Annotated in this window: 25 protein-coding genes; 17 read left to right on the top strand and 8 right to left on the bottom strand. The window is 69.7% G+C overall.

The features are described from left to right. Positions 1–150 precede the first annotated feature (150 nt). Entirely contained in the window at positions 151–648 is a 498-nt protein-coding gene (locus VHD82_RS11035; RefSeq protein WP_325700647.1) for a cysteine dioxygenase family protein, read from the top strand. A gap of 37 nt (positions 649–685) precedes the next feature. Here the strand turns inward: VHD82_RS11035 and VHD82_RS11030 are convergent, their stop codons facing one another. Further along, the gene (locus VHD82_RS11030) at positions 686–1366 is read right to left on the bottom strand and encodes a pyridoxamine 5'-phosphate oxidase family protein (RefSeq protein WP_325700644.1); all 681 of its coding nucleotides are present in this window, start codon (positions 1364–1366) and stop codon (positions 686–688) included. A 71-nt stretch (positions 1367–1437) separates the two neighbouring features. Between VHD82_RS11030 and VHD82_RS11025 the strand changes: the two genes are divergently transcribed. Both VHD82_RS11025 and VHD82_RS11020 read left to right on the top strand, forming a co-directional pair. Beyond that, a complete protein-coding gene (locus tag VHD82_RS11025; RefSeq protein WP_325700641.1) occupies positions 1438–2844 on the top strand; it encodes a PLP-dependent aminotransferase family protein in 1407 nt (468 codons plus the stop codon). Positions 2845–2855: 11 nt separating this feature from the next. Continuing rightward, positions 2856–3950: a D-alanine--D-alanine ligase family protein gene (locus VHD82_RS11020; RefSeq protein ID WP_325700638.1), complete on the top strand. Its 1095-nt coding sequence runs from the start codon at positions 2856–2858 to the stop codon at positions 3948–3950. Here VHD82_RS11020 and VHD82_RS11015 read toward each other — a convergent pair. Together VHD82_RS11015 and VHD82_RS11010 are read right to left on the bottom strand one after the other, a co-directional pair. After that, entirely contained in the window at positions 3947–4489 is a 543-nt protein-coding gene (locus VHD82_RS11015; protein WP_325700636.1) for a DUF3515 domain-containing protein, read from the bottom strand. The two genes, VHD82_RS11020 and VHD82_RS11015, sit on opposite strands and share 4 nt — an antisense overlap. 3 nt (positions 4490–4492) lie before the next feature. Then, on the bottom strand, positions 4493–4726 hold the full coding sequence (locus VHD82_RS11010; RefSeq protein ID WP_144751370.1) for an Lrp/AsnC family transcriptional regulator: 234 nt from the start codon (positions 4724–4726) through the stop codon (positions 4493–4495). Positions 4727–4943: 217 nt separating this feature from the next. Between VHD82_RS11010 and VHD82_RS11005 the strand changes: the two genes are divergently transcribed. Beyond that, positions 4944–5912: a thiamine-phosphate kinase gene (locus tag VHD82_RS11005; RefSeq protein WP_325700630.1), complete on the top strand. Its 969-nt coding sequence runs from the start codon at positions 4944–4946 to the stop codon at positions 5910–5912. 115 nt (positions 5913–6027) lie between these two features. Continuing rightward, on the top strand, positions 6028–6507 hold the full coding sequence (locus VHD82_RS11000; protein WP_325700627.1) for a GNAT family N-acetyltransferase: 480 nt from the start codon (positions 6028–6030) through the stop codon (positions 6505–6507). Here the strand turns inward: VHD82_RS11000 and VHD82_RS10995 are convergent. After that, positions 6494–7660, bottom strand: a complete 1167-nt coding sequence (locus VHD82_RS10995) for a glycoside hydrolase family 27 protein (RefSeq protein WP_325700624.1) — start codon at positions 7658–7660, stop codon at positions 6494–6496. The genes VHD82_RS11000 and VHD82_RS10995 overlap by 14 nt on opposite strands. A 72-nt stretch (positions 7661–7732) precedes the next feature. Here VHD82_RS10995 and VHD82_RS10990 point away from each other — a divergent pair, with 72 nt between their 5' ends. Both VHD82_RS10990 and VHD82_RS10985 read left to right on the top strand, forming a co-directional pair. After that, complete coding sequence (locus VHD82_RS10990; RefSeq protein WP_325700621.1) at positions 7733–8254, top strand: gamma carbonic anhydrase family protein; 522 nt, start codon at positions 7733–7735, stop codon at positions 8252–8254. Between the two features lie 56 nt (positions 8255–8310). Continuing rightward, entirely contained in the window at positions 8311–8988 is a 678-nt protein-coding gene (locus VHD82_RS10985; RefSeq protein WP_325700618.1) for a uracil-DNA glycosylase, read from the top strand. 202 nt (positions 8989–9190) lie between these two features. Here VHD82_RS10985 and rpmB read toward each other — a convergent pair whose 3' ends face one another. Continuing rightward, complete coding sequence (rpmB, locus tag VHD82_RS10980) at positions 9191–9382, bottom strand: 50S ribosomal protein L28 (protein WP_112272104.1); 192 nt, start codon at positions 9380–9382, stop codon at positions 9191–9193. Between the two features lie 136 nt (positions 9383–9518). On the opposite strand from rpmB, the gene VHD82_RS10975 reads away from it, so the two are divergent. The 5 genes from VHD82_RS10975 to rsmD all read left to right on the top strand — a co-directional run bounded on the left by VHD82_RS10975 (position 9519) and on the right by rsmD (position 18537). Next, positions 9519–11105, top strand: coding sequence for a DAK2 domain-containing protein (locus tag VHD82_RS10975; protein WP_325700608.1), 1587 nt, complete (start codon positions 9519–9521; stop codon positions 11103–11105). Positions 11106–11109: 4 nt separating this feature from the next. After that, entirely contained in the window at positions 11110–13269 is a 2160-nt protein-coding gene (recG, locus tag VHD82_RS10970) for an ATP-dependent DNA helicase RecG (protein WP_325700605.1), read from the top strand. A gap of 226 nt (positions 13270–13495) precedes the next feature. After that, positions 13496–14329, top strand: a complete 834-nt coding sequence (locus VHD82_RS10965; RefSeq protein ID WP_325701245.1) for a S8 family peptidase — start codon at positions 13496–13498, stop codon at positions 14327–14329. Between the two features lie 143 nt (positions 14330–14472). Continuing rightward, a complete protein-coding gene (locus VHD82_RS10960) occupies positions 14473–17877 on the top strand; it encodes a pyruvate carboxylase (protein ID WP_325700602.1) in 3405 nt (1134 codons plus the stop codon). Between the two features lie 102 nt (positions 17878–17979). Continuing rightward, positions 17980–18537, top strand: coding sequence for a 16S rRNA (guanine(966)-N(2))-methyltransferase RsmD (gene rsmD / locus VHD82_RS10955; RefSeq protein WP_325700599.1), 558 nt, complete (start codon positions 17980–17982; stop codon positions 18535–18537). 81 nt (positions 18538–18618) lie between these two features. Here the strand turns inward: rsmD and coaD are convergent, their stop codons facing one another. The 3 genes from coaD to VHD82_RS10940 all read right to left on the bottom strand — a co-directional run bounded on the left by coaD (position 18619) and on the right by VHD82_RS10940 (position 20976). Further along, a complete protein-coding gene (coaD, locus tag VHD82_RS10950; RefSeq protein WP_030513019.1) occupies positions 18619–19104 on the bottom strand; it encodes a pantetheine-phosphate adenylyltransferase in 486 nt (161 codons plus the stop codon). Between the two features lie 45 nt (positions 19105–19149). Further along, positions 19150–20169, bottom strand: coding sequence for a hypothetical protein (locus tag VHD82_RS10945; RefSeq protein WP_325700594.1), 1020 nt, complete (start codon positions 20167–20169; stop codon positions 19150–19152). A gap of 297 nt (positions 20170–20466) precedes the next feature. After that, the gene (locus tag VHD82_RS10940) at positions 20467–20976 is read right to left on the bottom strand and encodes a GtrA family protein (RefSeq protein WP_231983106.1); all 510 of its coding nucleotides are present in this window, start codon (positions 20974–20976) and stop codon (positions 20467–20469) included. Positions 20977–21233: 257 nt separating this feature from the next. Here VHD82_RS10940 and VHD82_RS10935 point away from each other — a divergent pair, with 257 nt between their 5' ends. The 5 genes from VHD82_RS10935 (at position 21234) to mutM (ending at position 24557) form a co-directional block, all read left to right on the top strand. Then, positions 21234–21980 (top strand): DivIVA domain-containing protein, encoded by a 747-nt coding sequence (locus VHD82_RS10935; RefSeq protein WP_063018054.1) that lies wholly within the window; start codon positions 21234–21236, stop codon positions 21978–21980. Positions 21981–22076: 96 nt separating this feature from the next. Next, entirely contained in the window at positions 22077–22736 is a 660-nt protein-coding gene (locus tag VHD82_RS10930; protein WP_063018052.1) for a YceD family protein, read from the top strand. 2 nt (positions 22737–22738) lie between these two features. Then, complete coding sequence (gene rpmF, locus VHD82_RS10925; protein WP_030513024.1) at positions 22739–22921, top strand: 50S ribosomal protein L32; 183 nt, start codon at positions 22739–22741, stop codon at positions 22919–22921. A gap of 23 nt (positions 22922–22944) precedes the next feature. Beyond that, a complete protein-coding gene (gene rnc, locus VHD82_RS10920) occupies positions 22945–23700 on the top strand; it encodes a ribonuclease III (RefSeq protein WP_063029135.1) in 756 nt (251 codons plus the stop codon). After that, positions 23700–24557: a bifunctional DNA-formamidopyrimidine glycosylase/DNA-(apurinic or apyrimidinic site) lyase gene (mutM, locus tag VHD82_RS10915; RefSeq protein ID WP_030513026.1), complete on the top strand. Its 858-nt coding sequence runs from the start codon at positions 23700–23702 to the stop codon at positions 24555–24557. The genes rnc and mutM overlap by 1 nt, the downstream gene beginning before the upstream one ends. Positions 24558–24572 lie beyond the last annotated feature (15 nt).

Here is a 24572-nt window from a genome sequence, read left to right as displayed (position 1 = left end):
GTGCTGGTTCGCTTGGCGGCATGTTCACGCGTGGCATGCCGGAACGGCGGGGCGAGATTCGCCTCCGTCGCGTTGCCAGCGCGCTGTGTCCTTGTCGGTGACCTGCCCCAGCCGACCTTTTCCCTTTCTTTCCCAAGGACACCTGTATCCATGTTCGCCGTTCCGGACAACACCGTCGCCCTGACCGAAAAGCCCCTGCTGCGCCACCCGGTGCGTGTCGCGCTGCAGTACGCCGTCGACCGCGATCGCTGGCGGCACCTGCTCCGCTACGACCTCGACCAGCGCTTTTCCGCGCTCATCACCGCCGACGCCCAAGAAGAGGTGTGGCTGATGGGCTGGCTGCCGGGCCAGCACACCGATCTGCACGACCACGCTCTTTCGACGGGCGCGTTCACCGTCGTCAGCGGCTCGCTGTCGGAAACGGTGGCGCGGCGCGCCCCCGGCGGTCGCGCCGTCACCGAACTGCATGCGCTCGCGGCCGGGCAGTCCCGCGTGTTCGGCCCCGGCTACGTGCACCAGGTGCGCAACGAGGGCCCGGACCCGGCTGTCAGCATCCACGTCTACCGTGCCGGTGGCCGCGCGATGCGCGCCTACCACCTGGACCCGATCAGTGGGCCGGTTCGCGATTACTCTGCCGATCGTTACTAATCCGACCACAGCCACGGCGGAAATGGGTTTCTCCGAGCTAGTCCGCCGCGGTTGGTGTCCGCCGACTTCCGGTCGGATTGGCAACGTGCGCCGGGATCGGCGCGCCGTCGGGCATGTAGGCCGCCGGCACCGGGGTGCCGAAAGTGGTCTGGACCGGTACCACGCCCGCCCAGACATGGTTGCTGGCAACGTCTTCTGGCTCCTCGACCGGCTCGCCGGCGCGCACCTTCACCGAGGCCTCGCCGAGGTCGAGCGCGAGCACGCCGACCGACGCGAACTCCTTGGCATTGACGCCACGCGCGTGTTCCCATGAGCCGGGCGCCAGGTGTCCGGTCACCACTTCGAGCCCGCGCATCTTTTCGTCGGCGTCGTCGACGAACCGGGCGCGGCCGTGCACGACGGCGCTGCGGTAGTTCATCGAGTGGTTGTTCACCGAGCGCGCGTAGACGATCCCGTCGACGAGCGTCACGGTGACGCAGATGTCCGCGCCGGTCGCCGCCGCGCGCAGGTTGCCCGAGCCCGTCGAACCGTGCAGGTACAGGGTGTCGCCGTCGCGTCCGTACCCGGTGGGCAGCACGACCGGGGAACCGTTGAGCACGAGCCCCAGGTGGCAGATCAGCCCGGCGTCGAGGACTTCGTACAGCTTGGTGCGATCCGTTGCCGCCCGGTCCTTCTTGCGGGTCAGCGTGCTGCGCGGGGTGGGTGAAAGGGTCGTCATGTACTCAGGATGGGGCCTATAGTGGACTTGTTGAATAGCCACTATTGAGACGTTTCAGAAGGCCACTTCGGATGACCCACTCCGGCACCGCCCTGCCCGTGACGCTCGACCGGGAGTCCCCGGTGCCGCTTGCCGTGCAGCTCGCGGACGCGTTGCGCCAGTCCGCCTCCACCGGGCACTTGCGTGGCGGCGACCGCCTGCCGTCCACCCGCGCGCTGGCCGAACGGCTCGGCGTGAGCCGCACGGTCACTTCCGCGGCGTACGAACAGTTGCACGCCGAGGGCTGGATCGCCGGGCGGCACGGCTCCGGTACCTATGTCACCACGTCGCCGCCCACCGGAAGGCCGGTCCATCGCACTATCCCAGGTGAACAGACCGAACCCGAAAGCATTCTCGACCTCACCCCGGGAACGCCGTGGGCGGCGGGGCTGGACAGGGCGGCATGGCGCAGGGCGTGGCGCGCGGCGGCGGACGCGGCCCCGCTGGCCCGCGCGCATCGCGCTGGGCTGCCCGACTACCGCGCCGCGATAGCCGAACATCTGTTGCGGCACCGGGGTCTGGCCGTCGGCACCGACTTCGTGCTCGCCACCGGCGGCACCACGGGCGCGGTCGTCGAGCTGGCAGGCGCGGTGTTGTCGGCGGGCGACCTCGTGGCAGTCGAGGAGCCCGGCTATCAGCGCGCGGTGCAGGCGTTGCGGGCCAGTGGTGTCCGGGTGGCGGGGATCCCGGTGGACGACGAGGGCCTGCGCCCGGATGCGATTCCGGCCGGAGTGCGCGCGGTCTACTGTTCCCCGGCGCACCAATATCCGATGGGCAGCCGGATGAGCGCGGCCCGCCGGGTCGAGCTGGTCGAACGGGCCCGCCGCGAAAACCTGCTGATCATCGAGGACGACTACGACGGCGAGCTGCGGTTCGACGTCGCGCCGCTGCCGTTGCTGGCCGCGCTCGCGTCCGACGTCGTGGTGCACTTGGGGACCACGAGCAAGATCCTCACCCCGACGCTCGGCGCGGGCTGGATGGTCGCCCCGCCCGCCGTCAGCTCCGCCGTGCTGGCCTACCGCGAACGAACCGGGACGAGGCCGTCGCCCGCGGGCCAGCGGGTGCTGATCGAACTCGCCCGGCACGGGGATCTCGGCCGCCATCTGCGGAAACTCCGCCGCGAACTGTCCGAGCGCCGGGCCCTGCTCGTCGACGCGCTGCGCGCCGGCGATGTGCCGGTGGTCGGCGACGAGGCGGGCGCGCATCTCGTCGTCCCGTTCGCTTCCGCGGCGGGTGAACAGGAATGCCTCGCCAGGGCGGAGGCCCGCTCGATCCGCTTGGACGGTCTCGCGCGGCATTTCGCGGACGAGCCCACTGCGTTCGGCGTGGCGATCGGTTACGCGGGCTGCTCCCGCGAAGCGCTCCGCGAATCACTCGACGTGCTGGTCGGGCTCCTGCGTGAATACTGCGGCGGGCGGCCGGGGACAAGCGCCCGGTAGGGTGACCGGCCATGAGCGCACGCAAGACGCGGGTGGCCGTGGTGTTCGGCGGCCGCAGCACCGAACACACCATCTCCTGTGTCTCGGCCGGCAGCGTGCTGGCGAATCTCGACCCGGAGCGGTTCGAGATCGTGCCGATCGGCATCACCCGCGAAGGCGGCTGGGTGCTGGGCCCGTCGGACCCGGCGCAGCTGGCCATCCAGGGCCGTGAACTGCCCGTGGTCGAGCAGAACGACAAGGCGCTCGTGCTGGCGGGCGACCCGACGCGGCGCGAGCTGGTCGGCATCGGCCCCGGCACCGGCGCGCTCGGCGGCGTGGACGTCGTTTTCCCGTTGCTGCACGGTGCCTTCGGCGAGGACGGCACCATTCAGGGCCTGCTCGAACTGGCCGGAATCCCGTACGTCGGCGCCGGTGTGCTCGCGAGCGCGGGCGCGATGGACAAGGAGTACGCGAAGAAACTCCTTGCCGCGGAAGGGCTTCCGGTCGGCACCTACGTGTCGCTGCGCCGTAACCAGTCCACTTTGGACGACGCGGACCGCGAGCGGCTGGGGCTGCCCGTGTTCGTCAAACCGGCCCGCGCCGGCTCGTCCATCGGCATCAGCAAGGTCACCTCGTGGGACCAGCTGGACGCCGCCATCGCGCTGGCCCGCGAGACAGATCCGAAGGTGCTCATCGAGGCCGCGGTCGTCGGCCGCGAGGTCGAGTGTGGCGTGCTGGAGTTTCCGGACGGCCGCGTCGAGGCTTCGCTGCCGGCCGAGATCCGCGTGGTCTCCGAGGCCGAAGGCGCCTGGTACGACTTCGAGGCCAAGTACCTCGGCGAGGACGCGGAGCTGGACATCCCGGCGAAGCTCGACGACGCGATCACCGAGAAACTACGGGCCACCGCGGTGCGTGCCTTCGAAGCGCTCGACTGCCAGGGCCTGGCGCGGGTGGACTTCTTCGTCGGCCAGGACGGCGAGCTCACCATCAACGAGGTCAACACGATGCCCGGCTTCACCACCACCTCGGCCTACCCGAAGATGTGGGCCGTCACCGGCGTCGACTACCGCACGCTGTTGTCCACCCTTGTCGACACCGCGATCGCCCGCGGTGTCGGCCTGCGCTAGAAGCGAAGCGGCACAGCGGGCAGCTTCGCCGCGACAGTGTCCGAGATCTCCTGCAGCGGTCCCGTGCCCGCGGTGTCCGGCACGGTCAGGCCGAGGTAGACGTTCCGATCGACCACGTACCAGGTCGACGCGCCTTCGCCCTCCACCGGCAGCCACTGCACCCCGGACACCACCCGCAGCTGCGCCGTCGGGTTCAGCTCCGGGGGCTTGTCCAGCCCGCAACGCAGCACGATGGCGTCGGGCTCGCCCCAGGCGACGGTGGCTGCCGGCGCCGGTTGTGCCAGCTCGCGGCGGGTGAGTTGCGCGCCGTTCGATACGAGTTCGTTCGGCAGCGCGGCGATCAGGTTCGTGCAGTCCGCCGAGCCTGCCTGCGGCGCCGGCACCGGAACCAGGGCCAGCGGTCCGTTGTGCTGGTCGTCCTCATTGGACCCGGCGCGGATGCCGAGCACCGCGACGACGGCGGCGAGTGCGACGGCGAGCACGGCGGCGATGAGGATCAAACGCCGGGACGGGGCCCCGGTCGGGTCGGCTTCGGGCACGTTCTAAAGGTGTACCACCGGGCAGGTCAGGGTCCGCGTGATCCCCTCCACGCCCTGTACCTTGGCGACGACGAGCTGTCCGAGCTGGTCCACGGTTTCGGCCTCGGCGCGCACGATGACGTCGTAGGGACCGGTCACATCCTCCGAGCTGGTCACCCCGGGAATGCCTGCGATCTCCCCGGCGACCGCGGCGGCCTTGCCGACCTCCGTCTGGATGAGGATGTATGCGTGAACCACGGCGCGCCCCTTCGTCTCCGTCGTAGAACTCAAGGTAGGAACGTGGGAAGAACCTACCCCACCCGGGGACGATAGGTGATCCGACCATTGCCGATCAGACCAAAAAGCAGGCGGAGCCGGTCCGCGGCCGACAGCTGAGCGCAGCCCATTTCCGCCGTGACTGTGGTCGGAACGGCAGTGAATGGCACAGTCGACGTACGAGGGACGGAGGTGGCGAGTGTCGTCACAGAACGTGCCGGAAATCGGCACGGTCGCCGAACTGGGTGAGTTCGGACTGATCCGTGCGGTCACCGAGAACCGAAGACAACCCGAGGCCACCCTGCTCGGTCCCGGCGACGACGCGGCGGTGGTCGCGATGCCCGACGGCCGGGTCGCGGCCAGTACCGACGTGCTGGTGCAGGGCGTGCACTTCCGGCTGGACTGGTCCACTCCGGAACAGGTCGGGCGCAAGGCGGTCGCGGTGAACCTGGCCGACATCGCCGCGATGGGCGCCGAGCCGACGTCGATCCTCGTCGGGCTCGCCTGCCCGGCGGACACCCCGGTGCAGGTGATCACCGAGCTGGCCGACGGGATGTGGGCCGAGGCGGAGTCCGCCGGTGCCGGGCTCGTCGGCGGGGACATGGTGCAGGCGGACCAGATCGTGGTGAGCATCACCGCGCTGGGTGACCTACGCGGACGCGCACCGGTGACCAGGGCCGGTGCCCGGCCCGGTGATCTGCTCGCGATCTGCGGCAGGCTCGGCTGGGCGGCGGCCGGGCTTGCCGTGCTGCACCGCGGTTTCCGGTCGCCGGTCACGGTGGTCAACGCGCAGCGCTACCCGGAGCCGGCGTACGCGGCCGGTCCCGCCGCGGCCGAGGCTGGGGCCACCGCGATGATCGACGTTTCGGACGGGCTGCTTGCCGATCTCGGTCACCTCGCCGAAGCCTCCGGTGTCGGCCTCGACGTGCGCCGCGAATCCCTGGAGTTGCCCAAGCGCCTCGTCGAGGTCGGTACCGCGCTGGGCGTCGACCCGTGGCGCTGGGTGCTCACCGGCGGCGAGGACCACGCGCTGGCCGCGACGTTCCCGTCGTTTGTCGATCTGCCCGAGGGCTGGCGCCAGATCGGGGTGGTGACTATGCCGGACTCCGGGGTCACCCTCGACGGTGAGACCTATCACGAGGAACCCGGTTGGGAGCATTGGCGCTGACGACTGTGTCATTGGTTACCGAGCCGACGGCAGCCACGGCGGAAACGGATTTCTACGAGCGGATCGGCTGCGGACCGCGTCCGCCTGCTTTCGGTCGGATCGGTAACGTGCGAGGGTGGAGTTGCGCGTGCTGCCGTTCGATCACCCGGATTCGGGCAAGTTGATCGAGGCCGTCCAGCAGGAGTACGTGGTCCGGTACGGCGAACCGGACGCGACCGAGGTCGATCCCGCGCAGTTCGCGCCGCCGCAAGGACTGTTCCTGATCGGCTATGCCGAGGATGTGCCGGTCGCCGGCGGCGGCTGGCGGACGCACGAGGAACCGCCGGAAGGGCTGCGCGCCGGTGACGCGGAGCTGAAGCGGATGTACGTCGTGGATGCCATGCGGGGCAAGGGTTTCGCACGCGCGATCCTGGCGGAGCTGGAGCGGACGGCGCGGGCCGCCGGGCATCGGCGGGTGGTGCTGGAGACGGGCTTGAAGCAGCCCGAAGCGATAGCGCTGTACCGGTCCTCTGGCTACACCGACATCCCGAAGTTCGGGCTGTACAAGGACGACGCGCTGAGTGTGTGCCTGGCCAAGGAGCTCAGCGCGGAGTGAGCCGCAGCAGCACGGCCCCGTGCGCGGGCACCTCCGCTTGCAGCGTGCCGTCGCTGGTCCCGGTTTCCGTGTGCTGCCAAAGGTCCCGCACGGTCCAGCGTCCCGGCACGTCGGCGGAAACGGTCGCGGGCGAGTCGCCGCGGTTGAGCAGCACGACGGCGTAACCCCCGCCGGACAACGGTTTTCCCCACACGTCGGTGCTGGCATCGACGGCAAGCTGTTTGCCTTGGGTACCGGCGAAATCCTGGTCCACGGCGATCACCTCGCGGTTGAGCAGTGTGCCCAGGTCCGCGGCGGTGGGCGAGGTGCCGGTGAACAACGGCGCGTTGAGGATCGCCCATATGCTGAAATGCGCCCGCGCCTCGGTTTCGCTGAGCGTGCCGTTGCCGATCTGCAGCATGTCGGGGTCGTTCCAGCCGCCGGGGCTGCCGGTGGTGACCGCCGCCTGCTGCTCGATCGTCGAGGACACCGAGGCCCAGTCCGCGCTGAGATCGTTGGTGGTGCGCCACATGTTGGCCACCGGCCGCGCCCACTCCCACGGTTTCCGCGCGCCGTACTCGGAAATCGCGTACAGGATCGGCCGGGGCAACCGCTGCAGCTCGTCGCGCATCCTGGCGAACGCCGTCTGTTCGTCCAGGCCGTCGTGGGTGTCGGCGTAGCACCAGTCGTACTTCAGGTAGTCCACGCCCCAGCTCGCGAACGTTTCCGCGTCCTGGCGTTCGTGCCCGAGCGAGCCGATTCCCGTGGCGGGGTAACCGGAGTTGTACATCGCGCAGGTTCCGCTGCCGGGCGTGGCGTAGATCCCGAACAGCAGCCCGCGCGAATGCACGTAGTCCGCGAGCGCGGCCATGCCGTGCGGGAATCTGTCCGGGTTCGGCCGCAGCGAGCCGTCGGCGGCTCTGGTCAGTGCCTGCCAGCAGTCGTCGACCACGACGTAGCGATAGCCGGCGTCGCGCATTCCGGTGCGTACCAGCGTATCCGCCGCGTCGCGCACCACCTGTTCGTTCAGGCCGGCGCAGCCGACCTGGTTCCAGCTGTTCCAGCCCATCGGCGGCGTCGCGGCCAAGCCGTTGCGCAACTCGCCGCTCGGTCCCGAGGGCCAGATCATCGCGGCCGCGAGCGTCACGGCGGCGAGGACTATCCGGCCGAGCATGGCCGTGATCCAATCAGTGCCGGGGATGGGTCGCTGTGAAGGGGCCCGCACCGGACACAGATTGGAGCACTCGTGCCGATTTACGCGCTCGGCGACCGCGAACCGCGGATCCATCCGCAGGCCTACGTGCATCCGGATGCCACGGTGATCGGGGACGTCCGGATCGGCGCGCACGCCTCGGTGTGGCCGCAGACCGTGCTGCGGGGTGACAACGGTTACATCGAACTCGGCGAGCGCGCCAACATCCAGGACGGCTGCGTGGTGCACTGCACCAAGGAGGATCCGACGATCCTCGGCTCGTCCTCGGCGATCGGGCACGCGGTACACGTGGAGGGCGCGAAAATCGGCACGGGCTGCCTGATCGCCTCGGGTTCGGTGGTGCTGAACGGAAGCGTGCTCGAAGACGGCGCGATGGTCGGCGCCGGTGCGGTGCTGTCGTACAACTCGCACGTGCCGGGCGGGCACATCGCGCTGGGCGTACCGGCGAAGACGCGGCCGAACAGTTCCTTCGGCCCGGACCAGATCGCGCGGGTCGTGGATTCCTACGTCGAGCGGGCCCGGTACTTCCGCGCCGAGCTGCGGCGCCTGGACTGAGTGCCAGTCCCGGCCGCTGCATACAGCGGCCGCGCGGACCGCTAAAGTCGCGGGCCGTGACCGGAAAACCGTTGCGGGAAGTCGTGGAAGCCGGCTGGGCCGAGGCACTGGCGCCGGTCGCCGACCGGATCACGGCGATGGGGCAGTTCCTCCGCGCCGAAATCGCGGCGGGACGCCGGTACCTGCCGGCGGGCGAGAACGTGCTGCGGGCATTCAAACAGCCGTTTTCCGAGGTCAAGGTGCTCATCGTCGGGCAGGACCCGTACCCGACCCCCGGGCACGCGATCGGCCTGTGCTTCGCGGTCGCGCCGGAGGTGCGTCCGATCCCGAAGAGCCTGCAGAACATCTATCGCGAGTACTGCGACGACCTCGGCCATCCGATGCCGGCGAACGGCGATCTCACGCCGTGGACCGAGCAGGGTGTGCTGTTGCTGAACAGGTCGCTCACCGTCCGGCCGGGCTCGCCGAACTCGCACAAGGGCAAGGGCTGGGAAGAGGTCACCGAGCAGGCGATCCGCGCGCTGGCCGCACGCGGCGGGCCACTGGTGGCGATCCTGTGGGGCAGCAACGCGCGCAGTCTGAAGCCGCTGCTCGGCGGGCTGCCGTCGATCGAGTCCGTGCATCCGAGCCCGATGTCCGCACACAACGGTTTCTTCGGCTCGCGTCCGTTCACCAGGGCGAACCAGCTGCTGGCCACGCAGGGCTGCCCGCCCATCGACTGGAAGCTGCCCTGAGCCCGGCAGTTGTCCACATGGGGTGGGTTGTCCACAGGCAGGGCAGATGAGGGTCGCGCTCCGGGTGTGAGCTGCGCCAGCATGGGTGCATGGAAAACAGACGAACCCGTCGGCAGCACACCGGTACATCCGCGGACGAACCCCGCGCACGACAAGAGGCCCGGGCGACACGAAGTCCGCCCGGGCCCGAGAAGTTCGGGATTCAGCCGCGAACGACCTTGCCGGCCTTGAGGCACGAGGTGCACACATTCAGGCGCTTGCGCTGGGACAGACCGATCTTGGCGTGCACGGTCTGAATGTTCGGGTTCCAGCGGCGGTTGGTACGCCGGTGGGAGTGCGAGACCGACTTGCCGAAGCCCGGTCCCTTGCCACAGACGTCGCACACGGCAGCCACGTCGAACTCCTTTGACAATCAGGGAAGACAAAACACGCTCAGCGTGGAGCCGAGCAACTCGACCATAGTAACGACTGTCCGCGCGCCGCCCGCGGCCGGGTCGATACGCTGCGACGAACGCGAGGAGGTCGGGCGAGTGCGGGCGTTGGACGAGGCGGCGGTGGTGGCCTGGGCTTCGGCGTGCGTACACAGTCTGGACGTGCTCCGGCCCGCCATCAACGGCATCAACGTCTACCCGGTCGCGGACGCCGATACCGGCTCCAACCTGCTGCACACGATGACGGGTGCCCGTGACGAACTGGCGACGGAGGGTGAGATCTCCGGTGCCGGGCAGGCGCTGGCGCTGCTGGCCCGTGGCGCGGTGCGCAACGCGCGCGGCAATTCCGGCGTCATCCTGTCGCAGGTGTTGCGCGGGCTCGCCGATTCGGCAGGCTCGGCGCCGGAGCTGGACGGGCCCGCGCTGGCGAAGGCGCTCGTCCGTGCGGACAAGGTGGCGACGGAGGCGGTCGCGCGGCCGGTTGCGGGCACCATGCTCACCGTGCTGCAGGCCGTCGCGCAGGCGGTCGGCGGGCAGCAGCCGTTGGACGAGGTCGTGCGAAGCGCGGCGAAGGCGGCTTCGGCGGCGTTGGAACAGACGCCGCAGCAGTTGCCGGTGCTGGCGTCGGCGGGAGTGGTCGACGCGGGCGCGCGGGGGCTGGTCGCGGTCCTCGACGCGCTGGCGGGTGTGGTGACCGGCGCCGTCACCGAGCCGGTGCATTCCTGCGAAGCGCATACACAGAGCCCGTCGACGGAGCCGGCGCCGTACGCGTGGGAGGTCATGTACCTGCTGGAAGGCGTCACCGAGCCGGATCTCCCGCCGTTGCGCCGCACGTTGAGCGGGCTCGGGGACAGCGTGACGGTCGCGGGTGACGGCTCGGGCGCGTTCGCGGTCCACGTGCACTGCGCGGACATCGGCGCGGCGATCGAGGCCGGGCTCGACGTCGGCCGTCCGCGCCGGATCCGGGTGGAGCCGCTGGTCACGCCGACGCCGCTGGAGGCGCCGGCGGGGCCGGACAGGGCGGTGGTCGCTGTGGTGCGCGGCGAGGAGCTGGCCGGCTTGCTGCGGGACGAGGGCGTCGCGGTGCTCGCGGTGCCGTCCGGTGCGCGGCCGAGCGTGGAAGAGATGCTGGGCCTGATCACCGAGCGCGCGGTGGGGCACGTCACGGTGCTGCCCGGAGACGTGCGGCTCACCGCGGCCGCGGACGACATGGCCGGGCACGCGATGATCGGCGACCGCGACGTGGTGGTCATCCCGTGCGCGTCGCCGGTGCAGGTGCTGGCCGCGCTGGCGGTGCACGACGCCGCCCGCCGCGCGAACGACGACGTGGTGGCGATGGCCGAGGCGGCCGCGGCCACCCGGCGTGGCGAGCTCGTGGTCGCCGAAGAGGAGTCGATAACCTGGGTCGGGCGGGCGCACGCCGGTGACCTGATCGGTTTCGTGGACGGCGAAGTCGTCCTCGTCGAGCCGGCTTCGGAGGAGAACCTGGTCGCCGCCGCGCTGACGGTGCTGCGGCGGATGCTGGCCGTCGGCGGCGAACTGGTCACGGTGCTGACCGGGGTGGGCGCGCCCGCCGGGGTGGAGCACGAGCTGGCCGGCCGGCTGCGCGAGGAGCGGCCGGAGGTCGAGTTCGTGAGCTATCCCGGTGGCCAGACCGAGGCCGTGCTGCTGATCGGCGTGGAGTGAACGAATGACTGTCCTTGGTGACAAGCTGACCCCGTTGCTGGGCGGGAAAACGGCCACCGCGCTGGCCGAGGCGCTGGACATCCACACGGTCGGCGACCTGCTGCGGCACTATCCCCGGCGGTATGCCGAGCGCGGCGAGCTGACCGACATCGCGGGGCTGGAGATCGGCGAGCACGCCACCGTGATGGCGCGGATCGAAAAGGTCAACAAACGCCGGATGCGCAACAAACCCGGCTGGATCCTGGAAATGACGATCACCGACGGCCACCGCCGGCTGTCGTGCGCCTTCTTCGGCAATGCGCACCAGCGCGAGCGTGAGCTGAAACTGGGCAAGACCGGCCTGTTCGCGGGCAAGGTCACCGCCTTCCGGAACACCCTGCAGCTGTCCAACCCCGAGTACCAGATGCTCGACGAGGATTCCGAGTCCACTGTGGACGATTTCCTCGGTGCCATCATCCCGGTCTACCCGGCCGCGTCGGGGATGCCTTCCTGGTCGATCGCGCGCTGTGTGCGGCAGGTGCTGGACACCCTGGAGCCGGAGCCGGACCCGATGCCCGCCGAACTGCTGGCGTCGTACGGGTTCGTCGGCCTCTTCGACGCGCTGCGGCACATCCACCGCCCGCCGGACCAGGGTGCGCTGGACGCCGCGCGCACCCGGTTGAAGTGGGACGAGGCGATGGCGATCCAGCTGATCTTCGCGCAGCGTCGGCATTCCGCGGGCGCCCGGCCCGCGCCCGCCTGCCCGCCGAAGGAGAGCGGCATCCTCGCGGCCTTCGACAAGCAACTGCCTTTCGACCTCACGGATGGGCAGCGCGAGGTCGGCGAACACATCGCCGCCGACCTCTCCACCGAGCATCCGATGAACCGCCTGCTGCAGGGTGAAGTCGGCAGTGGCAAGACGATCGTGGCCCTGCGCGCGATGCTGCAGGCGGTCGATGCCGGGCGGCAGGCCGCGATGCTCGCCCCCACCGAGGTGCTGGCCGCGCAGCACGCGCGTTCCCTGCGCGAGATGCTCGGTGAGCTCGGCCAGGCCGGTGAGCTCGGCGCGGCCGAGGAAGCCACGAAGATCACGCTGCTCACCGGGTCCATGCCCGCCAAGGAACGCAAGCAGGCGCTGCTGGACGCGGCGAGTGGCGCGGCGGGCATCGTGGTTGGTACGCACGCGCTGATCCAGGACTCGGTGTCCTTCGCCGAGCTGGGTCTCGTGGTGGTCGACGAGCAGCACCGGTTCGGGGTGGAGCAGCGGGACGCGCTGCGGTCTCGCGGGGCGAACGACACCAGCCCGCACGTGCTGGTCATGACGGCCACCCCGATCCCGCGCACGGTGGCGATGACGGTCTACGGCGACCTGGAAATCTCGGCGCTGCGCCAGATGCCGGTCGGCCGGTCCCCGATCGCGACCACGGTGGTGCCCGTCGCGGAGAAGCCGGCGTGGCTGGATCGCGTCTGGCAGCGCGTGCGCGAAGAGGTCCAGAAGGGGCACCAGGCGTACGTCGTGTGCCCGCGGATCGGTGATGAGCCCGCCTCGGACAAGAACGGCAGCGACCGCCGCCCGCCGCTGGCGGTGCTCGAGGTCGCCGAAGAGCTGTCCGGCGGGCCGCTGGCCGGGCTGCGGCTCGGGATACTGCACGGCCGGATGCCCGCGGACGACAAGGACGCGGTGATGCGTGCCTTCGCGGCGGCGAAGGTCGACGTGCTGGTCGCCACCACGGTGATCGAGGTCGGCGTGAACGTGCCGAACGCGACCGCGATGGTGATCCTCGACGCCGACAGGTTCGGCGTGAGCCAGCTGCACCAGTTGCGCGGCCGGGTCGGCCGGGGTTCCGTGCCGGGGTTGTGCCTGCTGGTCACCGAGACCATCGACGGCACGTCCACCCGTGAGCGGCTGGCCGCGGTGGAGTCCACAACGGACGGTTTCGAGCTGTCGAGGCTGGATCTGGAGCTGCGCCGCGAGGGCGACATCCTGGGCGCCGCGCAGTCGGGCAAGCGGTCCGGGTTGAAGCTGTTGTCCCTGTTGCGTGACGAGGACATGATCGCCGAAGCCCGTACCCGTGCGCAGGAGGTCGTCGAGGGCGACCCGTCGCTGGACGAGCACCCTGGCCTGCGGCAGATGGTGGCGTCCGTAGTCGACGACGAGCGCGCCGAATTCCTGGAGAAGTCGTGAGTCCGCACCGTCTGGGCGATCGGAAGCTTTGTCCTTTGTGGACTCGACGGTGGCCGGCTGGACAAGGGTGAGCGAGTCGATGCTCGCTCGATAGTGGGACAGCGTTTGTCCCGCCGTGGGCGCGGCGTCACCGTGAATCGTGCTCAAGTTTCCCGCGCGAATCCTCACCGTCCTGTTCACCGCCGTCGTGGCCGGCTCCTTCGCGGCCCCGGCGCTCGCCGATCCGATGAGCCAGGAGAACCCGCCGAACTGGGGCCTGGACCGGATAGACCAGCGTGACGGCGCCACTGATCACCTTTATCGCTATGACACGACCGCCGCCGACGTGACGGTGTATGTCATCGACACCGGTGTCGACGCGAAGCAGCCCGATTTCGAAGGCCGTGTCGAACCGGGCAAGAACTTCGTCGAGGGCAACGACGACGCGAGCGACGGCAACGGTGACGGCACCCGGCTGGCCAGCATCGTCGGCGGCAAGGACTACGGCGTGGCCAAGGGTGTGCACATCGTGCCGGTGCGCGTGCTGGACGACAACGGGTCCGGCGACCTCACCAACATCGTTTCCGGCCTGGACTGGGTGGCGAAGAACGCGAAGCAGCCCGCGGTGGCCGTGCTCGGTATCGGTGGCCCCGCCAACGACCAGCTCGACGCCGCCGTGCGCGCGCTGACCGCGGTGATGCCGGTCGCCGTCCCCGCGGGCTGGTCTGCCGTCGACGCCGCGAATTCCTCGCCCGGCCGCGTGGCCGAAGCGCTGACAGTCGGCGCCGTCGATGCCGAAAACAAGATCGCCGCCAAGTCCAATTTCGGCGCCGCGGTCGATGTGTTCGCACCCGGTGTGGACGTGGTTTCGGCGACCAACACCAGCCCCAGTGCCGCTTCGGGCGCCAACATGGCTGCCGCCTTCGTCGGGGGCGCCGCAGCTCTCTATCGCTCCGAACACCCATCGGCCACTCCGGCGGAGATCACGCAGGGAATCGTCACGAACGCGACGCAGAACGTGCTCACCGGCCTGCCCGACGGCACCGCGAACCGCCTGCTCTGCACCGTCTCCGGCGACTGATCCGGACCGAGCCCGTCCCCGCGGGCGAGCCAAACCTGCGTACCGCGATGATGTCCATCACCCGGAACGGAACTCCCGCCGTACGGGATCGGCAAGGTAACGTCATCCATCCACCGATCCGCACGTAACAGGAAGGACCGGGCATGTTCCGGAAGGTACTGGTCGCCAACCGCGGCGAGATCGCCATCCGTGCGTTCCGCGCCGGCTACGAGCTCGGCGCCGGCACGGTAGCGGTGTTCCCGTACGAGGACCGCAACTCGCTGCACCGGCTCAAGGCCGACGAGGCTTACGAGATCGGCGAGCAGGGTCACCCGGTGCGCGCCTATCTGTCCGTCGAGGAGATCGTGCGCGCGGCCCGCAAGGCCGGCGCCGACGCGGTCTACCCGGGCTACGGCTTCCTCTCCGAGAACCCCGATCTCGCGCTCGCCTGCGCCGAAGCGGGTATCACGTTCGTCGGTCCGAGCGCGGAAATCCTGGAGCTGACCGGGAACAAGGCCCGCGCCGTCGCGGCCGCGCGGGACGCCGGGGTGCCGGTGCTGGGCTCGTCGCGCCCGTCCACCGATGTGGACGAGCTGATCGCGGCAGCCGACGAAATCGGATTCCCGGTGTTCGTCAAGGCGGTCGCCGGTGGTGGCGGGCGCGGGATGCGACGGGTGGACGACCCGGCGAACCTGCGCGAGTCCATCGAGGCCGCCGCGCGCGAGGCGGAGTCCGCGTTCGGCGACGCGACCGTGTTCCTGGAGAAGGCCGTGGTGGACCCGCGGCACATCGAGGTGCAGATCCTCGCCGACGGCGAGGGTAATGTCATCCACCTTTTCGAGCGCGACTGTTCGGTGCAGCGGCGGCACCAGAAGGTCATCGAACTCGCGCCGGCCCCGAACCTCGATCCCGCACTGCGGGAAAAGATCTGCAACGACGCGGTCGCGTTCGCCCGCAAGATCGGTTACCGCAACGCCGGCACCGTGGAGTTCCTGCTCGACAAGCAGGGCAGGCATCACTTCATCGAGATGAACCCGCGGATCCAGGTCGAGCACACGGTGACCGAGGAGATCACCGATGTGGATCTGGTGCAGTCGCAGTTGCGCATCGCGGCCGGCGAGTCGCTGGCGGATCTGGGGCTGAGTCAGGACAGCGTGTCGATTCACGGTGCCGCGCTGCAGTGCCGGATCACGACCGAGGATCCGGCCAACGGATTCCGTCCCGACACCGGCCGCATCACCGCCTACCGATCGCCCGGCGGCGGTGGCATCCGGCTCGACGGCGGTGCGAATCTCGGCGCCGAGGTCGGCGCCCACTTCGACTCCATGCTGGTCAAGCTGACCTGTCGCGGCCGCGACTTCGGCGCGGCGGTGGCGCGGGCCCGGCGCGCGGTGGCGGAATTCCGCATCCGCGGCGTGGCCACCAACATCCCCTTCCTGCAGGCCGTGCTCGACGATCCGGATTTCCGCGCCGGACGCATCACCACCTCGTTCATCGACGAGCGCCCGGAACTGCTGACCCAGCGCGGTTCGGCCGACCGCGGCACCCGCATCCTGCGCTATCTGGCCGACGTGACCGTGAACAAGCCGCACGGTGAGCGGCCGACGGCGGTCTACCCGCACGACAAGCTGCCGGCGATCGATCTGAGTGCGCCGCCGCCGGACGGCACCCGCCAGCGTCTGCTCGAACTGGGACCCGAGGGTTTCGCGCGGTGGTTGCGGGAGCGCGACGCGGTCGGCGTCACCGACACCACGTTCCGCGACGCCCATCAGTCGCTGCTCGCGACGCGGGTGCGCACGCGCGGACTGCTGACCGTCGCCGGGCACGTGGCGCGGATGACCCCGGAACTGCTCTCGGTCGAATGCTGGGGTGGCGCGACCTACGATGTGGCGCTGCGCTTCCTGTACGAGGACCCGTGGGAGCGGCTGGCCGCGCTGCGGGAGGCGATTCCGAACATCTGCTTGCAGATGCTGCTGCGCGGGCGCAACACCGTCGGGTACACGCCGTATCCGGAGCAGGTGACGCGGGCGTTCGTGCGAGAAGCGACCGGTACCGGTATTGATATCTTCCGGATCTTCGACGCGCTGAACAATGTGGATCAGATGCGGCCGGCGATCGACGCGGTACGCGAGACCGGCACCGCGCTGGCCGAGGTCGCGATGTCCTACACCGGTGATCTGTCGAATCCGGACGAGAACCTCTACACCCTCGACTACTACCTGAAGCTCGCCGAGCAGATCGTCGAGGCCGGCGCGCACGTGATCGGCATCAAGGACATGGCCGGGCTGCTGCGGGCGCCGGCCGCGCACACGCTGGTGACCGCGCTGCGCAGCAACTTCGATCTGCCGGTGCACGTGCACACCCACGACACTCCGGGCGGGCAACTCGCCACCTACCTGGCCGCCTGGCAGGCCGGCGCCGACGCCGTGGACGGGGCGAGCGCGCCGATGGCAGGCACCACGAGCCAGCCCGCGCTCTCGGCGATCGTCGCCGCGGCCGCGCATTCGCCCTACGACACCGGGCTGAACCTCGATGCCGTCTGCGACCTCGAGCCGTACTGGGAGGCACTGCGAAAGGTCTACGCGCCCTTCGAGTCCGGGTTGCCGGGGCCGACCGGGCGGGTGTACCACCACGAGATCCCCGGCGGGCAGCTGTCGAATCTGCGGCAACAGGCCATCGCGCTCGGGCTGGGCGACCGGTTCGAAGAGGTCGAGGCCAAATACGCGGCCGCCGACCGGCTGCTGGGCCGGCTGGTGAAGGTCACCCCGTCCTCCAAAGTGGTCGGCGATCTGGCCCTGTCGCTGGTCGGATCGGGCGTGGACGTGGACGATTTCGCCACCGACCCCGCGCGCTACGACATCCCGGACTCGGTCATCGGTTTCCTGCGTGGCGAACTCGGCACCCCGGCGGGCGGCTGGCCCGAACCCTTCCGCAGCCGCGCCCTCGAAGGTCGCGGCCCGGCGAAGCCGGAAGTGCCGCTGACCGCGGAAGACGCCGCGGCACTGGACGGTTCGTCACAGCAGCGCCGAGAGACGTTGAACCGATTGCTGTTTCCCGCTCCGACCGCGGAATTCCTGGCGCATCGGGAGAAGTACGGCGACACCACCGGATTGTCGGCGAACCAGTTCTTCTACGGTCTGCGCCACGGTGAGGAACACCGCGTCGAACTGGAGAAGGGCGTCACCCTGCTCATCGGCCTCGAGGCGATCTCGGAGCCGGACGAGCGCGGCATGCGCACGGTGATGTGCATTCTCAACGGGCAGCTGCGTCCGGTGCAGGTGCGCGACCGCTCGATCGCCAGCGAGGTTCCGGTGGCGGAGAAGGCCGACAAGAACAACGCCGGCCACATCGCCGCACCCTTCGCCGGTGTCGTCACCCTGACCGTCGGCGAGGGCGACACGGTCGCCGCCGGTGACACGGTCGGCACCATCGAGGCCATGAAGATGGAGGCCGCCATCACCGCACCCCGCGCCGGAGTCGTCGCCCGGGTGGCGATCGGCACGGTGCAGCAGGTGGAAGGCGGCGACCTGCTGGTGGAACTGCGCATGAACGAGACATCGGCCGAATGACGATGCCGGTCAGCCACATTCGCTCGCGAGGCGAGGGCCGGCCGTGATCGGTCACGGACCGGCTCGCGCTTGCCCTCGGCTTGCCGTGGCGGAGGGATCGCGGTGACCCGGATCGTCGCGGGCGCGGCCGGTGGTCGCCGGCTGCGGGTTCCGCCCGCGGGAACCAGGCCGACCTCGGACCGGGTGCGGGAAGCGCTGTTCAACGCGCTTTCCGCGCGCATGGATTTCGACGGCATCCGGGTACTCGACCTCTATGCCGGGTCGGGGGCCCTCGGTCTGGAGGCGCTGTCGCGCGGTGCGTCCCATGCGCTGCTGATCGAATCCGATCGCAAGGCGGCCGCGGTGATTCGCGGCAATATCGCGGATCTGGATGTGCCCGGCGCCGAATTGCGCCTGGGCACAGTCGCTTCCGTGCTGGCGACAGCACCCGCCGAACCGTACGACCTGGTGCTGTCCGACCCGCCCTACGCGGTCGCCGACGCCGCTGTCGAGGCCGACCTGCGGGCGTTGTCGGCCAACGGCTGGTTGTGCGGGGACGCGCTGATCGTCGTCGAGCGGTCGGCGCGATCACCGGAAACGGCATGGCCCGCAGGCTATTCGGCGTTGAAGTCGCGCCGATACGGCGAAACTCGCGTCGATCTGGCGGAATACCACGGATAATCCCGGCCTCGGGCTCGGTCGACGGTCGTTCCGCCGGCAAGGCCTGCCGCCGCGGTGGCTCCCGCCGCCACGGCGACCGACTCAGCCGCGGCGTTCGGCGATGCGGGCGAGCAGGCGTTTGTGCACGGCCGGCGGCAACATGCCGGTGACGTCGCCGCCGAAGGTCGCCACCTCCTTGACCAGGGAGCTGGACAGGAAGCTCAGCGCCGGGTTGGTGGCCAGGAAGTAGGTGTCGACGCCCGAGAGGTGCTTGTTCATCTGGGCCATCTGCATCTCGTATCCGAGATCGGTGGCATCGCGCAGACCCTTGACCATGGCGGTGATGCCCTGTTCGCGAGCGAAATCGACCAGCAGCCCGTACCAGGATTCGATCCGTACGTTGGGCAGATCGGCGGTCGCCTCGCGCAACATCTCGATCCGCTCGTCGACGCTGAACATGCCCTGCTTGCTCTTGTTGATCATCACGGTCACGACGACCTCGTCGAACTGCGCAGCCGCGCGCGAGATGACGTCGATATGCCCGTTGGTCACCGGATCGAAGGACCCGGGACACAGTGCTCCAGCCATGCAGCGACGCTAACAGGTCGGGGCGGGCCGAGCCGATCGTGGTCGTCACAGCGCACGCAGCCGCAGTGGCGTCGGCGGCGGGAGGGGCGCGGGGCGGATGTAACCGCGGGGGCGCTGCTCGCGGGACCGGCTCAGCGCAGCGTGCACGCGTTCCGCGGTGCCTCCCGTACTCAAACCGCGCCAGGTGGTGCGGACCGGCTGAAATCCGTAGCGCCGCAACACCGCATCCGGCGGGCGGCGCGACGGACCGCCATGCGCCCCCGCTCTGCTCGGGCGGTGCCCATCGACCTCGAGCACCACCCCGGTTCGGCCGAGATACAGGTCGGCCGTCCCCAGCACTCTCCCGTCCTCGGCATGGATCACCCCACCCGCGGACGCCGGCGGGAAGCCGAGCAGCCGCAGCAACACCCGGATCCGGGAGTGGTCGACTCCGGCGCTGCGCGGATCGAGGAAACCGACCACGTGCCGGGCGCCGTCGACGCCGCGCCGGCCCCGGGCGCAGGCCAGTTCGCGCGCCAATGCCGGTGCGGTGATGCCGAATTCGCGAGCGAGGGCATCGCCGACGACGACCGCCGATTCGAACGGAAGGGTGCGAGCCAGATCGATGACCGTGCGGGCGGGACTGGTGACCAGCAGCCCGTGCCGTTCGGCCACTACGGGGACGGGCGCGCAATGCACCTGCAGATTCGGTTTGATGCGCCCGCCGTGGCGTCGATTGCGTGTCACGTGCACGCGGTCCAGCAGTGCCGGCGACATCGGCGCACCCAGCACGACCGCCGCCGATTGGTGGCTCACCACGGCATCGGCCGCCATCTCCGGCAGCAGTGCGGCCACCGCCAGCCGGTGCCGTGCCACGCCGTCCAATTCCGCGAGTAGCGAGGCCTCGGCGTACGCCCCGCGCCGCACCCGCCGCCAGCTCCCGATCGCGCACCGCCGCCGGATCTCGTCGTCGCCGACCCCCGCCGAGACCGCGTCTCGGCGCCGGTGCAGTCCGGCGACCCCGCCCTGGACCGTTGACCGGCTTGCGCGGCACAAGGTTTCGGCACGCGTGTCGCGGTGCGTCATTGCGGGTCCTGATACGGCCGGGTGCGGCGCGGGCGAGGGAGAAGAGGACAGGGGACCGGTACCCGCGGGCGCGGGGAGGTGGCCGAGCGCAGACCGGCCCGCCAGATGATGGGGCTTCCCGGACAGTGGTTCTCCGAACGGTGGTGCATTGCCGAACCTCCCACGATGAGAACTCGCAACGACGTTTGCTGAGTTAGGACGTGGGGTAAGGAGACTCGGTTCCTTGCACAGATGACCAGGTTGCAGCCGCACCCCGTCCAGGAAGGCCCGGCGATCGGAACACCGCGATCAGAACAGTCAGAACACCCAGAGCCGCAGCGTGAGGAAGCGCAGGGTGCCGACTCCGGCGGTGATGCCGATGACGGCGATCGCCTCGGCGACGTCGTCGAGGCCGGGCGCCGCGATGTCGAGCACCGCCAGCGCCCCCGAGGTGATGGCGAGTCCGGCCAGCGCCAGTCCACCGCCCTCGAGTTGGGCGGCGAGCCAGCCGACCCGGTCGGCGGCGTGGAAGGTGAGGCGGCGGTGCAGTTCGTTGGCGAGTGCCGTGCTGACGATGGATCCGGTCAGGTTGGCCAGCTGCGGCCCGCCGCTGTAGCAGGCCAAGAAGAGCAGGAAGTAGCCGATATTGCTGAAACCGCCGACCAGCGCGAACCGGACGAGTTGCGACAGCCAGTGGTCCCCGCGCAGATAGTCGGCGAAGCGCGAGGCGAGGCGGCCGGCAACGGGCGGGGACTGCTGCGGCTCCGGCGTCTCGGCCGGCAGTTCGCTGCGAACGATGGATACGCCCGGATCGGGCTGTGGGTTCACCCACATACCCGGAGGTGCCGGATAAAGGACAACCATTGTCGTTCCGATCGCACAGTGCCGGACGCCGAGGGTGACGGGTTCCGGCTGGTCTACCGCTCAGTAGAAAAAGATAGCACCAAGCGGAGAGATTTCCTCCACTTGATTTGTGTGGGATAGGAAACACCATCCGACACACCGAAGGTGATCTGGGCAGACACGCGGGATGCGGGCACACTGGGCCGAGAGCAGTAGTTCGGCACGAGAGTGGGGTCAGCAGGATGTATCGCGTATTCGAGGCACTCGACGAACTGGTCGCGATCGTCGAAGAGGCGCGGGGTATCCCGCCGACTCGCAATTGCATCGTGCCTCGCGGTGATGTGCTGGAACTGCTCGACGACGTGCGTGAGGCGCTGCCCGGCGAACTCGACGACGCCCAGGACGTGCTCGACCACCGCGACAAGATCGTCTCCGATGCCCGCAATACCGCCGACGCCACGGTGACCGGCGCGAACGACCAGGCCGAACAGACCGTCGCCGGCGCCCGCGAGGAGGCCGACCGGCTGCTGGCCGACGCCAAGGCCCACGCCGACCGGATGGTCGCCGAGGCCCGCGCGCATGCCGATCACCTGGTCGCGACCGCACAGGCCGAGGCCGATCGCATCGTGACCGACGGTAAGGCCGAGTACGAGGCGCTCACCGGCCGCGCCCGCACCGAATCGGAGCGGATGATCGCGGCGGGCCAGGCCTCCTACGACCGATCGGTGGCCGAGGGGCAGGCCGAACAGGAGCGCCTGGTCTCGCAGACCGAGGTGGTGCGGGCCGCGCACGCCGAATCCGCGCGCCTGATCGACGCCGCGCAGACCGAGGCCGACCGGCTGCGCGAGGAATGCGATCACTATGTCGATTCCCAGCTCGCCGATTTCGAGGAGACGCTGCACTCGACGCTGCGGACGGTGGGCCGTGGTCGCCAGCAATTGCGTTCGGGGACCGGCATTCCGGACTACGCCGCCGACTTCCGGCGCTGATCTGCCCGCGCTCGTTCCGGGATTTGGGGGGATCGGCGCAGTTCGCGTACTGTGGAGTGGTTGCCCAAACCCCCTCGAAACGTGAGTGAGTGTCCGATGTCCGCCCAGTCCGGTCCCGGTTCGCGTCGTCGTCAGACCGACGCGGATTTCGTGCTGGACACCCGCAGTCTGGGGCGCGCCCCGGGCTCGATCCGGCGGGTGCATCGGGTCGTCACCGCCCCCGAGAAGATCGGCTTGGACCTGATCGCGATCCCGGCCGGTGCCGAGATCGACCTCGATCTGACCCTGCAGGCGGTCTCGGAGGGCGTGCTGGTCACCGGTTCGGTGTCGGCGCCCATCGAGGGGGAGTGCTCGCGCTGCCTGGAGTCGTTCACCGACGATCTGGAACTCGAGATCACCGAACTGTTCGCCTATCCGGACAGCGCGACCGAGCAGACCACCGAGGAAGACGAGATCTACCGGCTCGTCGACGACATGATCGACATCGAGCCGGTGGTCACCGACGCCGTCGGTCTGGAATTGCCGCTGCAGCCGCTGTGCGAACCCGATTGCGCCGGGCTGTGCCCGGAATGCGGTGTCCGGATGGCGATTGCGGGTCCGGATCACACGCATGAGATACTGGACCCTCGCTGGGCGGGGCTTGCGAAATTCGCGAGCGAAACCCCCAGCTCCGGCGTCTCCGACGCCCCATCAGACGTAGACCGATCTCTTGCCGACCGCCATGGTTCGGCAAGTTCGACGACAGAGGAGAAGTAGTCGTGGCCGTTCCGAAGCGCCGGATGTCTCGTGCCAACACCCACTCGCGGCGCAGCCAGTGGAAGGCCACCGCGCCGACCCTGATCACCTGCCCGAACCGGGCGTGCGGTCAGAAGACCCTCCCGCACATCGCGTGCCCGAACTGCGGTACCTACAAGGGCCGCCAGGTCACCTCGGCCATCTGATCTGCCGATCGGGTAGCCGCGAAGTGACCGCCGGTAAGGACGAAGCGGACGCACCCGCAGCGGGCGATGCCGCTGACCACGCCAGCCTTCTGGAAGCGCTCGGCGTGGAGGTGCGTCCGGACCTGCTCCGGCTGGCGCTCACCCACCGTTCCTACGCCTACGAGAACGGTGGGCTGCCGACCAACGAACGCCTGGAATTCCTGGGCGATTCGGTTCTCGGTCTGAGCATCACCGAGCGCCTGTACCTCGAGCATCCGGAGAAATCCGAAGGCGAGCTCGCCAAACTGCGCGCCAGTGTGGTGAACATGCATGCCCTGGCCGAGGTCGCGCGCGGCCTGGGTGAGGGCGGCCTCGGCCGTCATCTGCTGCTCGGTAAGGGCGAGGAACTCACCGGCGGCCGGGACAAGGCGAGCATTCTCGCCGATGGGATGGAGTCGCTGCTGGGTGCGGTCCATCTGCAACACGGCATCGAGGTCGCGCGCGGAGTCGTGCTGCGGCTGTTCGCCGAACTGCTCGAACGCGGTCCCCGGATGGGCGCCGGCCTGGATTGGAAGACCAGTCTGCAGGAGCTCACCGCGGAACGCGGCATCGGCGTGCCCAGCTACGAGATCACCTCGACCGGTCCCGACCACGACAAGGAATTCACCGCCACCGCGGTGATCGGTGGCCAAGCCTACGGGCAGGGCGTCGGCCGGTCGAAGAAGGAAGCCGAGCAGAAGGCCGCGGGCGCTGCGTGGCAGGCGCTCACCGCGGACGGTTCCGCCGAAGCCGGTGACTGATGCCCGAACTGCCCGAGGTCGAGGTGGTCCGGCGCGGACTCGAGGAGCACGTCGTCGGCCACGTCGTGGAATCGGTCCTGGTCAAACATCCGCGGTCGGTGCGCCGCCACGAACTCGGCGGTGACGATCTCGCCGGCCGGATGGCGGGCCTGCGGATCGAATCCGCCCGCCGCCGCGGCAAATTCCTCTGGCTGACCTTCGACGATCCCGATGCCGCACTCGTCGTCCACCTGGGGATGAGCGGGCAGATGCTCGTACAGTCCGCGCAGGCGCCGCTGGAGAAGCACGCGCATATCGTCGCCGGACTCGACAACGGCACCCAGCTGCGCTTCATCGATCAGCGCACCTTCGGTGGCTGGGCGCTGAACCGGCTCATCGCTCTCGACGGTGAGGAACTGCCGGAATCGGTCGCCCACATCGCGCGCGATCCGCTCGACCCCCGTTTCGACACCGAGGCCGTGGTCGCGCGGATGCGGACCAAATCCTCCGAGATCAAGCGGGTGCTGCTGGATCAGACGGTGGTCTCGGGTATCGGCAACATCTACGCCGACGAGGCGTTGTGGCGAGCCCGCATCCACGGCGAACGCCCCGCCGCGGCGCTCACCCGGCCCGCGCTGCGGCGGCTGCTGAGCGAGGTGCAGGCGGTGATGGGTGCGGCCCTCGACGCCGGCGGCACCTCCTTCGACGCGCTGTATGTCAACGTCAACGGCAATTCCGGATACTTCGAGCGGTCGCTGGCCGCCTACGGCCGCGAGGACGAACCGTGCCGTCGCTGCGGCGCGCCGATCCGCCGCGAGAAGTTCATGAACCGCTCGTCCTACTCCTGTCCGCGCTGCCAGCCGAAGCCCCGGCGATAGCGGCGAGCACGCGCT

The sequence above is a fragment of the Amycolatopsis sp. genome, assembly GCF_035546795.1.
Taxonomy (GTDB): Bacteria; Actinomycetota; Actinomycetes; order Mycobacteriales; family Pseudonocardiaceae; genus Amycolatopsis_E.
Note: the sequence above shows the minus strand (reverse complement) of the source record. Positions and strands in the feature narration are given on the sequence as shown.